Raw genomic sequence first — 15,424 nt, 5'->3', positions numbered from 1 at the left:
GTGGCGGCCGACCACGCGAGAGTGTGAACGCCGCCGAGGCGGCTTCTGTTCCACGGTACGGGTGTTCGCCACGCTACGGGGCACCGGCGCACGGCGCGTTTGCCGTCCATGCACCGTGCGCCGGCGACGGTCGGACCGGACGGGACCGACCGTCACCCATCCCCGGGGAGCGTCAGGAGACGAGGATCTCGTTGATCTCCGCGCGGTACTCCCCGGCCGGGTTCTGCGGCAGCTCGGTGAACCACAGCACGATCGACTCCGCCTCGACCGGCTGGTCGAACGTGAACTCGACACCGGGAGAGAGCGGCCCAGAGGCGAGGACGGTGCCCTCGGTGGGAGCGTCCGGGCTCGTGGCACGGATCTCGACCTTGCCTCCGGTGGTGGCCGTGTCGAGAACGACCGTCGAGACCGGTGCCTTCTGCTCGAGCGTGACCGCGAACCCGATACCGGAGCGCAGACCGGCGAAGTCCGCGGCGTTGTAGCGGCGCGAGATCCAGGTCGTGTCGGGCTGCTGGTCGTAGGCGAGCGGTGCGAGCTCGGGGTGCTCGCCGTCGTTGTTCCCGGACGCGTCGCCCTCGGGGTCCAGGGCCTGGCCCGAGGCGATCACGGGCCGGACCTCGGACGCGGGAGGGGCCTCCTCGCCGCCCGCGGTGCCCTCACCACCCTCGGACGGGGCCTCCGACCCCTCGCCCGTCGGCTCCTCGCTCGTCTGGAGCGCAGGACCGAACCCGTCGAACGCGGTGTTCACCGCCCACACGACACCCCACACCACGAGGCCGAGGACGAGCACGAGGACGATCGGGGTCGCGTTGAACCGGCGGGGGCCGCGCCGGCGCGGGGCCGGCTCGCTCCAGGCCTGCGGCGCCTCCGTGGTCGGCGGTACGGGCGGCGGCGCGGCCGCGTACTGGACGGGCGCGGTGCCGGCGTCGTAGCCGGCGGGGGGCGGGGGAACCGCGTACGCCGCGGTCGCCGGGTCCGGCGCGGGCGGCGGGACCGCTGCCGTGGCGCCCGTGGCGACCCCGGCGGCGTACGCGACGCCCGGTCCGGCGGAGCCCGGCACGTCCCCCACGCGGTGGATGCGCCCCGTCGTCGGGCGGCGTACCGGCGGGGCGGGCGGAGGCGTCCCCGGAGGCGCGCTCGTCGCACCGTCGAACGCCGTCCGGACGGACTGGCGGCTCACGCCCGCCGTCGCGGGCTGGACGAACGAGGGGAGGGCCGCGACGACCGAGACCTCGCCCCAGGGCTCGACCGCGCCGACGACGTCGGCGGGGGAGCGGGGCGCGTCGCCTGCGGGCGGCGCCGTCCACTCCTCGACCGTGCCGTGGGTGCCCGCGAACGCCTGGGTGCAGAGCGCGTCCAGCTCCGTGGGGACGTCCGGGCGGACGGCGGAGAGCGGGAGGATCCCGTCTCCCGCGCGCTGCGCGGGAAGGGGGTGGATAGCCTCGGGGGCGATCCAGGGGACGTCCAAGGACGGTCCGGCCCAGCGGGCCGTCATCGCGTAGTAGAGGAGCGCGACGAGCCCGACGGCGTCCGTGCGCGACGTGAGGTCGGCGTCGTGCTGGTCGTGGCCCGCGACGCCGGCGTCGAGGCCGAGGCCCGTGAGGACGACGCGGCTGCCGTCGACGCGGAGCGCGTCGGGTCGGAGCGCGAGGTGGTGGACCCCGCGCCGCCGGGCGACCTCGAGCGCGGCCGCGGCCTCGCCGACGATCGCGCGCGCCTGCTGCGGGTCGACGATGCCGCCCGCGACGACCTCGCTCAGCGTGATGCCCGTGTACCGCTCGGTCACGACGTACGCGACGCCGTCCTCCGTCCCGACGTCGAGCACGCGCGTCAGGCGCGGGTCGACGACGAGCGCGGCGCGCCGGGCGGAGTCGAGGGCGTCGGCGACGTGCGGGCCGGTGACCAGCGAGATCCGGACGGGCCGGTCGAGGATCTGGTCGTGCGCCGACCATGCGGTGACGTCCGACAGGTCGGACGTGAGCTGCTCGTCGAGCCGGTAGCGCGCGACGAGCAGTGTTCCTGGGGCCACGCCGTTCACCGGACCTCCTCCGTGGGACTCGTGGTCGACACACCATGGTACGCGGGCCCTGATTGCCCGCGTATCACCCGATTGAGGCCCGGTAGCCGCGCACCGCTCACCGCCGCACGAGCCGACGGACGCGTCCCACGATCGGACCGGCGAGCTGGTCGAGCTCGCGCACGCGCATGAGCTTGAGCCCGCCTGCGTAGACGGCGCTCATCACGGCCCCGGCGACGGACACCACGACGACGGCCTGCCACCACGAGAGCCCGTAGACGCCGTCCGGGCCGTCGCCGGTGAGCACGACGAACCCGCGCAGGACGCCCCAGCCCGCGACGCCGCTGACGAGCGCGGCGAGCCCGGCCTTGACGTGCAGGCGCAGGATCCGGGCGCCGTCGAGCCCGCGGAGCGTGCGTCGTAGCCCGACGGTGCGCAGCGCGACGGCCACGAGGTTGGACACGCTCATCGCGAGGCCGATGCCCACGACCCAGAGCTGGGGTGCCAGCACCTGCGTCGCGAGCCAGGACACGCCGACGAGGACGAGCGTGCCCGGCACCTGGATCCAGAAGACGGTCCGGCCGTCCTCGAACGCGTAGTAGACCCACTTCATGAGCACCATGCCGCCCAGGGGGACGAGCCCGAGCGCCATGGCGCGCAGCACCTCGGAGACGGCCTCGCCGGACGCGGCGTCGACGGAGGGGACGAGCAGCTTGGTGATCGGCAGGGCGAGGACGACCAGCACGACGGTCGCGAAGACGGTGAAGACCCCCACGGTGCGCACACCGCGCGAGAGGTCGTGCCGGACGCGCGCGAGGTCGCCCGCGTGCGCCGCGGCGCTCATGCCCGTGAAGAGCGCCGTCGCGATCGACACCGTCACGAGCGAGTGGGGCAGCAGGTAGATCATGAGCGCCTGCGTGTAGGCGGCGTTGCCGGCCACGGCGAGGGCTCCCGAGAACGCGTCGGGCGCGCCCGTGATGAGCCCGGTGACGGCACCGAGCGTCCCGGGGTCGTCGCGGTAGGGCCCGAACGTCTGCGCGAGCGCCGCGCGGGGCGCCTCGCTCGCGAAGCGTGTGGTGAACAGGACCCCGACCTGCTCGAGGAGGACGGCCGCGAACGTCCACAGCGCCACCTGGCCCGCGGACCGCAGGCCGATGCCGTGCAGGCCGAACCGGAGGTGCCAGCGGAAGCCGGCCCGCCACAGCGGGACGACGAGGATGAGCGCCTGCGCCGCGACCCCGAGCGTCGCGGTGCCGGCCAGCAGCGCGATCTTGGGCCCGTCCCACTGCGTGAGGTCGTCGACGTTCCCCGTGGCCGCGGGGCCGTAGATCGCGATGAACGCCGCGAACCCGACGATCGACACGACGTTGTTGAGCACCGGTGCCCACATGAAGGGTCCGAACTGGCCCCGCGCGTTGAGCACCTGCCCGAGCAGCGTGTACAGCCCGTAGAAGAAGAGCTGTGGCGTGCACCAGAAGGCGAAGGCGACGGCGAGCGACGTCTGCGGGGCCGTCCAGCCCGGCCCCGTGTAGACCGCGACGAGGATGCTCGACCCCGCCGTGAGCAGCGCCGAGAGCGCGACCAGCACGACGCCGGAGAGCGTGAGCAGCTTGTCGAGCCGCTCCTGGGTGTTGCGCGCACGGTAGGCGCGGACGATCTGCGGCACGAGGACGGCGTTGAGGACGCCGCCCGCGAGGATCGCGAAGAGGACGTTGGGGATCTTGTTCGCGACGTCGAACGCGTCCGCGACCAGGCCCGTGGTGCCGATCGCGGCCACGAGGAGGACGTTGCGCACGAGGCCCAGCCCGCGCGAGACGAACGTGCCCGACGCCATGAGCGCCGACGAGCGCCCGAGCCCGCCCGTGCGGGGGGCGGGCGCCTCCGTGGCCCCCGCCTCCGCGGTCTCGTCCGGGGTGCCCGGCGCTGCCGGGTCGCCCGGGAGCGCACCGGACGGGAGGTCGCGCGTCGTGCCGGGCCGCGTGCCGTGCCCGGCACCCGGGGGCCGGACGTGCCGGGGCTGGTCGGGGCTCACTCGACGCGCTCCTCGTCCCGACGGGCGGGCTGCACGGGCGGCGTCTGGTCCTGCGCGGGCGGCGCCGGCTGGTCCACCGTGGCGCCGGCCAGGCGGCGGGGCGAGCGGCCGCGGCGCACCGAGCGCCAGATCCCCGCCACCAGGGTGAGGGCCAGGAGGACCGCCACGACCACGGTGCCCACCGACTCCCAGTCGGCGCGCACACGCACGACGAACTCCTGCGGCTCCGCGACGCGGACCTGGGGCTGCGCCGCGCTGACGAGCTCGACCTCCACCGTGACGTTCCCGCTCCCGAACCCCTCGACGGGCACCCCGACGCTCGTCTCGGCCGCGACCAGGTCGCCGTCGGCGTCCCGGGTGGCGGCCGGGATCGTCACGGTCCGGCGCTCCGGTGCGCGCAGCCGCGGGTCGTCCGGCCGCAGCACGACCTCGACCGTGGCCTCCTGCTCCAGGGTGCTGCGCACCCGGACGGGGAGGTCCTCCTGCTCGGCCACGAAGAGGAACGGGGCGCGCGTCTCCACCGAGAGCGTGCCCCGGACGGCGGCGGACCGCTGCTCGGCGTGCTGGACGGCGAGCACGCGCGACGGCTGCGCGGCGCGGAACGCGACGGCGGTCGGGGTGACGAAGCCGGGCTCGAGCGGGCGCGTGATCGTCGCGGGGTCGGCGGCGACGGTCGCGAACGCGGCGAGGTCCGTGCGCGACCGGTCGAGGGCGCGGAGCTGGGCGACGGTGATCTCCCCGTCGCTCGCGGCGTCGTCCGGCAGCGGCGTGCGCTCGACGGCGGGCGGCGCGGACGCCAGGAGGTCGTCCACCGGCGCCAGGTCGACCCAGGCGGCCGCGCGGAGGGCGTCGAGCCGTGCGGTGAAGAGCGCCGGCTCGGCCTCCCAGCTCCGGGGCAGGGCCACGACGACGTGGCGCTGCTCGGCCGGGCGCTCGCGGGCGATCACGGCGGTCTCGGCGAGGATCCGCTGCGTCGCCGTGACGCCCGAGCCGTCGCCGGCGGACAGGAGAGCGGTCAGCACCGTGTCCGCGACGAGCGCCTTCACGGGCCCGGCGGCCGTCCTGACCTCGGCGACGCCGGACGGCGTGTAGGTCAGCGACCCGTCCGGGACGAGCCCGCCGGGACCGACGACGGTCGCGGTCGCGCCCGACGCCGCGGCGAGCGTCGTCGTGGGCAGGTCGGGGACGGCGTCGCCCGGCCAGGCGAGGTCCGTCCGCCACCCGGCCGTCGGGTCGGCCGCGGCGTCCGTGCCGGGCGTCTCGTCCGCGGCGGCCGCGTCGCCGTCGGTCGCGTCGCCGTCGGTCGCCTCGTCGGTCGTGTCGTCGGTCGGCAGGTCCTCGGTCGTCGGTGCGGGTGCGGCCGGGAGCGGGGTCCCGGCCGGCAGCGCGAGACCGGCGTGCGCGAACGCCGCGACGTCCGGGTCGTAGGCGCGCAGCGCGAACGTCGACCTGCCCCCGGTGGCGGCGCTCACGGCGTCGGCCCAGGCGTTCACGGTCGGGTCGTCGGCTCCCGTGGCCGCGGCGAGCAGGGCCGGGTCGGCGACCCACGCGACCTCCGGAGCGCTACCGGTCGCCGCCAGCAGGCGCCCGAGGCGACCGTCCGTCGCCACCGCCGCCGAGAGCGCGTCGTCGTACGCCTGGGGGTCGGGGTCCACCGGCGGGCCGGTCATGGCGGCGACCACGCTCAGGCGCAGCGGGGTCACCTCGCCCGACGGCTCCCACAGGACGAAGGTGCGTTGGACGGCCTGGCGTGCGCCGCCGTCGGACACCGTGAGCGAGATGCCGCGCGGGCCCCAGTCGCTGCCCGCGTGCAGGTCGAGCTCCGCGACCGGGACGGTGAGCGTCGTGTCCACCGACCCGCCCGGCGCGAGGGGGGCCTCGAGGTCCTCGCCGGTGACGCGGACCCCGACACGACCGTCGAGCCCGATCGTCGTCCAGCTCTCGAGCGCCGACCGGGTGCTCAGGACCCGCCGGTCGATGCCGAGCGCCACCACGGGCGACCCGATCGTCTCCGCGGTCCCGTTGGTGATGCGCACGGTCACGGTGAGCGTGCCGCCCGGGCCGAGGACGGTCGGCTGGAGCGACATGACCTCGAGCGTCACCGCGTCCTCGGTCTCGGCCGCCGTGCTCGTCGAGGTGCTCGTCGAGGTGCTCGTCGTCGTGCTCGCCGTCACGCCCGCCGCCGCGGCGGCACCGCCGAGGACGACGCCGAGGGTCAGCACCAGCAGCGCGACCAGGGCGACGAGGAGGTGAGCGGACCTGCCGAGGAGCGGAACCGACGCGGCGCCGCCGGGGCGCGCGCCGCTGCTGGTGGAGGGCGTCATGAGTGGTCGGTCGAGCTCCGTGGGGCGGGCGGTGCCGGGCCGCCGCGGCCGTCGTGCGGACGGCCGGGCGAGCGGACGATCGTCCGGGTCACCCTACTCTCGACCACCCCGTGGAACCGCGCCGGCCTGCCCTCGAGGACGCTCTGCGCGACGGCGGCGATCCGGCGCTCGTTGGGGTAGGCGAGCCGGTCGGGCAGGTCCGCCACCGGGATCCACGCGACGTCCTCGGCCTCGCCGTCCGGGTCGCCCTCGACCGTGAGGTAGCCGCCCGTCGCACGCAGGAGGAAGTGGTGGACGACCTTGTGCACGCGGCGGTCGTCGCCGGTGAACCAGTAGTCGATGACGCCCAGCGGCTCCTGCACCGCACCATGGATGCCCGTCTCCTCCGCGATCTCGCGGACCGCGGCCTGCTCCGGCGTCTCGTCGCCCTCGAGATGCCCCTTGGGCAGGCACCACTCGAGGCGCCCTCCCCGGTTGCGCCGCGCGATGATCGCCGCGCAGAGGTCCCCGTCCGCGACCGTGACGACGAGACCGCCGGCCGAGACCTCGTCGACCACGGGCAGCGGCGGCGGCGCGGGAGCCGGGCGCGAGCGCGGGTCGATGCGCAGGGCGTGACCGCCGGGCGGGGCGGGCACCGGGAGGGGCTGCCCGCGACCGCCGTCACGCCCGCCCGCCGGATCCCTCCGGGGCTCGTCGGCGTGCGCGGGGGTGGACATGTCCCAACTTTACCGAGTGGACGTCGGCTCCCCCGGACCGGCTCCCCGGTGCGGGCGTCGCATCTGGCAGGCTTGGGTGTCGTGCCCCAGCCTTCGTCGCCCCAGCCGTCGCCCTCGCCGGCATCGCAGCCGACGCCGCAGTCCCTCGAGCTCCAGCGCCGCGCCCTCGCCGTGCTCACCGAGATGGCGCCCGCGGCGATCGAGCTCGGTGAGGTGTTCCGAGCGGCCGGTCACGAGCTCGCGCTCGTGGGCGGGCCCGTGCGCGACGCGTTCCTCGGCCGGACGAGCAACGACCTCGACTTCGCCACGTCCGCGTCGCCCGACGAGACCGAGGCGCTCCTCGCGCGCTGGGGCGACGCGCACTGGGACATCGGCAAGGAGTTCGGCACGATCGGCGCGAAGCGCTTCGGCCGCGGGGGCCCGGGGGACGACCTCGTCGTCGAGGTGACGACCTACCGCACCGACGAGTACGACCCGACGTCGCGCAAGCCCGTCGTCGCGTTCGGCGACACGCTCGAGGGCGACCTGTCGCGCCGGGACTTCACCGTGAACGCGATGGCGGTGCGTGTCCCGGAGATGACGTTCGTCGACCCGTTCGACGGCCTCGACGACCTCGCGCGACGCGTGCTGCGCACGCCGATCGCCCCCGAGCGCTCGTTCGACGACGACCCGCTGCGCATGATGCGTGCCGCTCGGTTCGCGGCCCAGCTCGGGTTCGACGTCGACGGCGGGACCCTCGCCGCGCTCGTCCTGATGACCGAGCGCATCGAGATCGTGTCCGCCGAGCGTGTGCGGGACGAGCTGTCGAAGCTGCTGTGCGCGGCGTCCCCGCGTCGCGGGCTCGAGGTGCTCGTGGACACGGGCCTCGCCGACCACGTGCTGCCCGAGCTCCCCGCGCTCAAGCTCGAGATCGACGAGCACCACCGGCACAAGGACGTCTACGAGCACTCGCTCACGGTCCTCGACCAGGCGATCGCCCAGGAGACCGGGCCCGACGGCGCGGTCCCGGCCCCTGACCTCGTGCTCCGCCTGGCCGCGCTGCTGCACGACGTCGGCAAGCCGCCGACGCGGCGCTTCGAGTCCGGGGGCGGCGTGAGCTTCCACCACCACGAGGTCGTGGGCGCCAAGATGGTCGCCAAGCGCCTCAAGGCGCTGCGGTACGACAAGCAGGTCGTCAAGGACGTCGCGCGTCTCGTCGAGCTGCACCTGCGGTTCCACGGCTACGGCGACGGCGCCTGGACCGACTCCGCGGTGCGCCGGTACGTGACCGACGCCGGTCCGCTGCTCGAGCGGCTGCACCGCCTCACGCGCGCCGACTGCACGACGCGGAACCGGCGCAAGGCGCAGCGGCTGCGCGAGTCGTACGACGACCTCGAGCGCCGCATCGCCGACCTCCAGGAGAAGGAGGAGCTCGACGCCGTGCGCCCGGACCTCGACGGCCAGCAGATCATGGCGATCCTGGGGATCCGCCCGGGACCGGTGGTGGGGAAGGCGTACAAGCACCTGCTCGAGCTGCGCCTGGACCGCGGGCCGGTCGACGAGGAGACGGCGCGCGCGGACCTCCTGGCCTGGTGGGCCACCCAACCGGAGAAGTCCAGCTCCTGAGGTTGGTCTGCGCTGGGCCGAACACGACATGGGTGCCGTTATCGGGCTGATAACGGCACCCATGTCGTGTTCGAGGGGGAGCGACGTCGTGGTCGACGGGGTGGTGACGGGTCAGACGTCGTCGGTGGCCAGTGCGGCTTCGACCTTGACGTCCTCGACCGGCGCGCCCTGCGTCCGGTCCTGCGCGGGGCCGTGGCCCGGGCCGTGGTCCTGCGGCGCGGGGCGGCGCAGGAGGAACGACAGGCCCACGGCCACGAGCATGACGGCCGTGCCCCAGACGAACGCGTCGCCGACGCCCTCGGCCAGCGCGGCCTGCGGCGACGCGCCCGCCTCGCCGTAGGCGATGGAGCGGGTCGTCATGACGGCGACGAACATGGCCGTGCCGGCGGCGCCCGCGAGCTGCTGGACGGTGCCGATCGAGGCCGACCCGTGCGAGTACTGGTGCGGCTCGAGCGCCGAGAGCGCGGACGTGAACAGCGGCGTGAACATGAAGGCGAGGCCCAGGCTCAGCGTGACGTGCAGCGCAAGGACGAACCACGGCGACGAGTCCGCGTGGATCGTCGTGAACGCCGCGAGAGCGACGGCGACGACGCTCACGCCGGGGATGACGAGCGGGCGCGGACCCACCCGGTCGTAGAGCCGACCGACGGTCGGGCCGAGCAGACCCATGAGGAGCCCGCCGGGGAGCACGATGAGCCCGGTCGCGAGCGGCTCGAGCCCCATCGCGTCCTGGAGGAACAGCGGCAGGAGGATGAGCGAGCCGAACATCGCGACCATGCCGACCGCCATGATGCCGAGCGGCACGCTGAAGCCACGGTGCGTGAACACGCGCAGGTCGAGCAGCGCGCGGTCCTCACGCTGGAGGACGAGCTGGCGCCAGACGAACGCCCCGAGCGCGAGGGCACCGAACGCGATGGGCACGGCCGGCGGGACGACGGGCGTGTGGCGTGCCGCCTCGCCGATGCTCGAGAGCCCGTAGACGAGCCCGCCGAACGCGAACGCCGCGAGGACGAGCGAGAACGGGTCGAGCCGCGAGTGCGTACGGTCGGCGACGTCCCGGATGTACAGGAAGCCGAGGACGAGCGCGACGAGCGCGATCGGGAGCACGATCCCGAACACCCACCGCCAGCTCAGCGAGTTGAGGATGAGGCCGGAGAGGGACGGGCCGAGCGCGGGCGCCGCGGCCATGACGATCGAGATGTTCCCCATGACCTTGCCGCGGATCGTCGGCGGGACCAGCGTCATGATCGTCGTCATGAGCAGCGGCATCATGATCGCCGTGCCCGACGCCTGCACGACACGGCCGACCAGCAGCCACGCGAACCCGGGGGAGACGGCGGCGAGGAGCGTGCCCGCGCTGAACAGGGACATCGCGAGCAGGTACGCCCCCCGCGTGCCGAGGCGCTGGAGCAGGAACCCGGTCGCCGGGATGACGACCGCCATCGTCAGCATGAAGGCCGTCGTGAGCCACTGGCCCGTGCTCGCCGTGATGCCGAGGTCCTCCATGAGCGGCGCCAGCGCGACGCTCATGGTCGTCTCGTTGAGGATCACGACGAACGCGGAGCCGAGCAGCAGCGCGATGACGAGGAAGTCCGCCCTGGGGAGCCGGTCGACGGGTGCCGAGGTGTCGTGGGTGGAGGGGGCTGTCACGGGGTGTCTCCGCTCGCGTCGGGTGGCGGCCCGGGCTCCGTGTCGGACCCGGTTCGGGGAAGGCTGCGCAGGGCAGCACGTGGGTCGCGTGCGGAGCGCACGCGACGACGGTGTCGGTTCTCGGTCGGGGGGCCACGGGGAGGGTGGGTGACCCGGGACGATCGGCGCGGCCCAGCCACATCGATCCGTACCCTGTACGACCATCCACCATCCTGCGTTATTCCCGTCCGACGTGACGACCTCTTTTTGCACGCGAAGTCATCGGTGCTGCCGACAGCAGAACGGCGCGGTCGCGCGGCGGGGAGGGGCGACGAGAAGAGGACGGCGGCTGGCCGCTACCCCGCCTAGCGTCGAGGACGGACCCACCACCCAGACACCGGAGGCCCTGATGGAGTTCCGACCGTTCACGATCGACGTCCCGCAGGCCGAGCTCGACGACCTGCGCGAGCGCCTCTCCCGCACCCGGTGGCCCGCCGAGCTCCAGGAACGCGGCTGGGAGCGCGGCACCGAGGTGGCGACGATGCGCCGCCTCGTCGCGCACTGGCTCGACGGCTACGACTGGCGCGCGCAGGAGGCGCGACTCAACCGTCTCCACCACGTCGTGGCCACGGTCGACGGCCGCGACCTCCACGCGATCCACGAGCGTGCGGTGCGCCCGGGCGCCCCGGCGATCCTGCTGCTGCACGGCTGGGCGGACTCGTTCTACCGGTTCGCGCACGTCGTCGACCGCCTCACGGGCCGCGATCCCGCGGTGGGCCCCGACGAGCCCGTGTTCGACGTCGTCGTCCCGTCGCTGCCGGGCTTCGACTTCTCGGAGCAGCCCGATGCCGGGACGGTGAGCGGTGCCCAGAGCGCCAAGGTCGTCGCGAGCCTCATGGAGGGCCTCGGCTACGACCGCTACCTCGTGCACGGCGGCGACTGGGGCGGTGTCGTCGCGCAGGAGGTGGCGCGCGCCCACCCCGACCGCGTCGTCGGCCTCCACCTCACCGACGTCCCGTTCCCCAACCTGTTCCTCGTCGACCGCGGTACGGCGAGCGAGGGGGAGCGCGCCATGTTCGCCGCCGTGGACGCGTGGGGCGAGACGCACGGCGGGTACGTCGGGATCCAGTCGTCGCGCCCGCTCACGCTGTCCTACGGCCTGAGCGACTCGCCCGTGGGCCTCGCGGCGTGGCTCGTCGACCACTTCGGCTACCTCTCCGACACCCTGCCGTCCGACGACGACCTGCTCACCAACGTGATGCTCTACTGGCTCGGCAACTCGATCCACTCCTCGATGCGCCTCTACAACGAGGGGCTCGACGGTGACTGGGGCGTTGAGGCAGGGGGTGACTCCGGGGACGACGCCGCAGGGTCGGGCGGGGAGGGCGCGGACGGAGCATGGTCGGGCGGGGAGGGTGCCGACGCCGGCTGGTCAGTCCGCATCGACGTACCGACGGCGCTCGCCGTCTTCCCGCGCGACATCTCGCAGCCGCCGCGCGAGTACGCGGAGCGGTTCTTCGACGTCCGGCGGTTCACCACGATGCCGCGCGGCGGGCACTTCGCCGCGCTCGAGGAACCGCAGCTCGTCGTCGACGACCTCCGGGCCTTCGCCACGGAGCTCGGCTGAGCCCGTCGGGCGGCTGTGCCCGGTCAAGTGCCCCGTCAGTCGCCGGGCCGCGCGGCCGGGACGCCGTCGCCGGCGGCCGAGCCCTCGCCGGGTGCGGCGGCCTCGGAGGCCGGCCGTGCGCCGTCGTGCCCGACGGCGTCGCTCACCCCGGCCGGGGTCCGTGCCCCGCGCGTCCACATCACCAGGGCGGCGAGCGCGTACGCGACCGCGAGGGCGACGAACACGCCGCGGGACCAGCCCGTGTCGGGGAGCGTGAACGCGGCCAGGGCGGCCGCGCCGACGAACGCCGCGTTGTACAGGACGTCGTAGAAGGCGAAGGCTCGACCGCGGAACGCGTCGTCGGTGTCGCGCTGGACGATCGTGTCGACCGCGATCTTGGTGCCCTGCGCCGCCAGCCCGAGCAGGGCGGCGCCCGTGTACACGACCGCACGCTCCGGCGTCGTCACGAGCAGGAGCTGGCTCGCCGCGGCGAGCAGCAGCATGATCGCGATCCACACCTGCGGCCCCGTGTAGCGGGACAGCGTCGGGGTGAGCACCATCGCGCCCGCGCCACCGAGGCCCGTGAGCCCGACGACGATCGCGAACGTCGCCATGCCGGCCGTCTGGCTCCCCGGGTCGAGGAGGTTCCGCGAGATGAGGATCGACGCGATGAAGACGACCCCGTAGAGGAAGCGGTGCGTCGCCATCGCGAGCAGCGCCTGCCCCGGGGTGCGCCGTGCGACCAGGTACCGGGCGCCGTCGGCCAGGCCGCGCGCCACGCGCGCGATCTCCGACCGGATCGCGGCCTCGGCGGGGTGCTCCGGACCGAGCTGGGTGCGCCCGAGGCGCAGCGCCAGGAGCGACGCGATCCCGAACACGAGCGCGGCACAGATGAGTGCGGACGAGTCCTTGACGCGGCCCGGCTCGAACGCGAGCCCGAGCAGGACGCCGATCCCGCCCCCGAGGAACGCCGCGCCCGCGCCGAGCGTGGGCGTGAGCGAGTTCGCGGTGAGGAGCAGCGGGCCGTCGACGACGCGCGGCAGCCCCGCGGACAGGCCCGCGAGGAGGAAGCGGTTCACCGAGAGCGCCGCGAGGCCGAGCGCGTAGATCCACCCGCTCACGCCGCCCGAGAGCATGAGCACCGCCATGCCCAGCGTGATGACCACGCGCACCGCGTTGCCCCACGCGAGCACCTGCCGGCGCTGCCAGCGGTCGAGGAACACGCCCGCGAAGGGCCCTACGATCGTGAAGGGCGCGAGCATCACCGCGAACGCGCCCGCGATCGCCGCCGCCGTGCCCTGCGACTCGGGCGAGAAGAACAGCAGCGACGCCAGGCCGACCTGGAACATGCCGTCCCCGGCCTGCGAGACGAGGCGCACGGCGAACAGCCTGCGGAACCCACGCAGCCGCAGCAGCGCTCGCAGCTCGGCGACGACACTCACCCCCCAACACTAGGCGGTCGCCACGGTCCCCTGGACCGACGGCGGCCTCCCCGGCGCCCGACGTGCCCTTCTCGCATCCTGGGAACCCCCTGGGCAAGAATGCTTAGGAAGGTTACCTTTGCGTTTTCGTCACGACCCGCCGCAGCGGCCGGGCCCGGAGAAGCAGCGAGGCATTCTCGAATGACACGAACCCCTAGGACGGCAGCCGCAGGGCTCGCCTTCGCAGCGACGGCGGCGCTCGTCGCCGGCACGGTCGGGGCGGCGCACGCCGCACCTGCGACGGCCGGCGGAGACGGCGCCAACGGCTACAAGACCGTCGGCTACTACCCCGCGTGGGACGCCGGCAACGAGGACGGCTACCAGGTCGCCGACCTCCAGACCACCGGGGCGGCGTCCGACCTGACGCACCTCAACTACGCGTTCGGCAACGTCACGACCGACCTGGTCTGCGACATCACCGACCGGGAGGACCCCGTCGACGGCGGGCTCGAGGGCGACCCCCTCAACGACTACGTGCAGCTCAAGCCGGCCGGGCAGGCCGTCGACGGCGTCGCGGACACCGCGGACCAGGCGCTCGCGGGGAACTTCAACCAGCTCAAGAAGCTCAAGGAGGCGAACCCGGGCCTGAAGGTCCTCATCTCGCTCGGCGGCTGGACCTGGTCGGACAACTTCTCCGACGCCGTCTCCACGCCGGAGAACCGCGAGCGGCTCGTCGAGTCCTGCCTCGACGTGTACTTCCGCGGGAACCTGCCCGTCGTCCAGGACGCGGAGAACGGCACCAAGGGCGGCGACGGCGTCGCCGCCGGCATCTTCGACGGCGTCGACCTCGACTGGGAGTGGCCCGGCGCGACCGGGGAGCACCCCACGCCGCGACCCGAGGAGGACGCGGAGAACTTCGTCCAGTTCGCGCAGCTCCTGCGCGCCGAGCTCGACGCGCTCGGCACCGAGACGGGCGAGGACTACCAGATCACCGGCTTCGCACCGGCCGGCTGGGCCCCGCGCACCTACGGCGGCTGGCTCGACCCGCGCTTCGTCGAGGCGCTCGACTTCATCAACGTCCAGGGCTACGACTACCACGGCGACTGGAACATCACCCGGACCGGCCACCAGGGCAACCTGCACGTCTACGAGGACCCGACGACGGGCGAGCCTGCCAACTGGGGCCTCGCCGCCGACGGCGTCCTCGGCGCGTACCACGCCGCCGGGTGGCCCAAGGAGAAGCTCGTGCTCGGCATGGCCGCCTACGGCTACGGCTGGAAGAACGTCAGCGACCCGACGCCCGGTGCCGCGGCCGACGGCGCCCTCCCGTTCACCTACTACTCCGAGATCAAGGCCAAGGGCCTCCCGGAGTACTACGACGAGGTCGCCGGGCAGGGCTACTTCTACGGCGACGGCGAGTGGTGGAGCGCGGACACCCCGCGCTCCGTGACGGCCAAGGCCGAGTACCTCGCCACCCACGGTTACGGCGGCGGCTACTTCTGGGACCTCGCCGGTGACGACGACAACGAGCTCCTCGGGACCCTCCGCGGCACGTTCGAGACCGCCACCCCCGGCCCGCTCGTCCCCGCCGACGCGGCGGCACCCTGGTACGCGTCGGGCGTGTACACCACGGGCGACGTCGTCTACCACGACGGCGTCGAGTACCGCGCCGCCTGGTGGACCCGGAACCAGGAGCCCGGGCAGCCCAACGGCCCCTGGCGCGCCATCGGCGGTGCCGGCACCGCCCCGGCGGGAGAGGCGCCCGCCTGCGGCGACGCCTGGGACGCCGGCCGCACCTACACCACGGGCGACGTCGTCACCCGTGCGGGCGTCAACTACACCGCGCAGTGGTGGACCACCGGGTCCCAGCCCGGCACCGACGTGCACGGCGCCTGGGACGCGGGCAGCCCCTGCGCCTGACGCACCGCACCACGAGCACACGAGCGAGGCCCCTGCCGATCACCGGCAGGGGCCTCGCCCGTGTCTCAACCTGCTCCGCGCTCCAGGTCAGCGCTCGACCCTTTCGGTCGCGCTGGCCTTGCGCTCCGTTCCGGGCGAGTGCCTCGTTCCTCGG

At 74.3% G+C, this 15,424-nt stretch carries 8 protein-coding genes and 1 pseudogene; 3 read left to right on the top strand and 6 right to left on the bottom strand.

Features of this window, described 5'->3' with window-relative positions; genetic code table 11:
• Positions 1-172: 172 nt before the first annotated feature.
• The 4 genes and pseudogenes from AC6CH9_RS10725 to AC6CH9_RS10710 form a co-directional block, all read right to left on the bottom strand.
• On the bottom strand, positions 173-2,038 hold the full coding sequence (locus AC6CH9_RS10725) for a protein kinase family protein (RefSeq protein ID WP_498154868.1): 1,866 nt from the start codon (positions 2,036-2,038) through the stop codon (positions 173-175).
• Positions 2,039-2,135: 97 nt separating this feature from the next.
• A complete protein-coding gene (gene murJ, locus AC6CH9_RS10720; protein ID WP_498154867.1) occupies positions 2,136-4,049 on the bottom strand; it encodes a murein biosynthesis integral membrane protein MurJ in 1,914 nt (637 codons plus the stop codon).
• Entirely contained in the window at positions 4,046-6,373 is a 2,328-nt protein-coding gene (locus AC6CH9_RS10715; protein WP_498154866.1) for a DUF6049 family protein, read from the bottom strand. The genes murJ and AC6CH9_RS10715 overlap by 4 nt, the downstream gene beginning before the upstream one ends.
• A gap of 128 nt (positions 6,374-6,501) precedes the next feature.
• Positions 6,502-7,089 (bottom strand): annotated as a pseudogene (locus tag AC6CH9_RS10710) (NUDIX hydrolase); the annotation flags it as partial.
• Positions 7,090-7,260: 171 nt separating this feature from the next.
• Here AC6CH9_RS10710 and AC6CH9_RS10705 point away from each other — a divergent pair.
• On the top strand, positions 7,261-8,694 hold the full coding sequence (locus tag AC6CH9_RS10705) for a CCA tRNA nucleotidyltransferase (RefSeq protein WP_498154948.1): 1,434 nt from the start codon (positions 7,261-7,263) through the stop codon (positions 8,692-8,694).
• 111 nt (positions 8,695-8,805) lie between these two features.
• On the opposite strand, the gene AC6CH9_RS10700 is transcribed toward AC6CH9_RS10705, so the two are convergent.
• Positions 8,806-10,344, bottom strand: coding sequence for an MDR family MFS transporter (locus tag AC6CH9_RS10700; RefSeq protein WP_498154865.1), 1,539 nt, complete (start codon positions 10,342-10,344; stop codon positions 8,806-8,808).
• 388 nt (positions 10,345-10,732) lie between these two features.
• On the opposite strand from AC6CH9_RS10700, the gene AC6CH9_RS10695 reads away from it, so the two are divergent.
• Positions 10,733-11,950, top strand: a complete 1,218-nt coding sequence (locus AC6CH9_RS10695) for an epoxide hydrolase family protein (RefSeq protein WP_498154864.1) — start codon at positions 10,733-10,735, stop codon at positions 11,948-11,950.
• 35 nt (positions 11,951-11,985) lie between these two features.
• Here the strand turns inward: AC6CH9_RS10695 and AC6CH9_RS10690 are convergent, their stop codons facing one another.
• Positions 11,986-13,371 (bottom strand): MFS transporter, encoded by a 1,386-nt coding sequence (locus tag AC6CH9_RS10690; RefSeq protein ID WP_498154863.1) that lies wholly within the window; start codon positions 13,369-13,371, stop codon positions 11,986-11,988.
• 180 nt (positions 13,372-13,551) lie between these two features.
• Between AC6CH9_RS10690 and AC6CH9_RS10685 the strand changes: the two genes are divergently transcribed.
• Positions 13,552-15,270, top strand: a complete 1,719-nt coding sequence (locus tag AC6CH9_RS10685; RefSeq protein ID WP_498154862.1) for a glycosyl hydrolase family 18 protein — start codon at positions 13,552-13,554, stop codon at positions 15,268-15,270.
• Positions 15,271-15,424 lie beyond the last annotated feature (154 nt).

The sequence above is a fragment of the Cellulosimicrobium sp. GQ32 genome, from assembly GCF_059758455.1.
Note: the sequence above shows the minus strand (reverse complement) of the source record. Positions and strands in the feature narration are given on the sequence as shown.

Coding starts and splice junctions, on each gene's coding strand:
- AC6CH9_RS10695 (WP_498154864.1), top strand. CDS start 10,733: ATGGAGTTCCGACCGTTCACGATCGACGTCCCGCAGGCCGAGCTCGAC.
- AC6CH9_RS10685 (WP_498154862.1), top strand. CDS start 13,552: ATGACACGAACCCCTAGGACGGCAGCCGCAGGGCTCGCCTTCGCAGCG.
- AC6CH9_RS10715 (WP_498154866.1), bottom strand. CDS start 6,373: ATGACGCCCTCCACCAGCAGCGGCGCGCGCCCCGGCGGCGCCGCGTCG.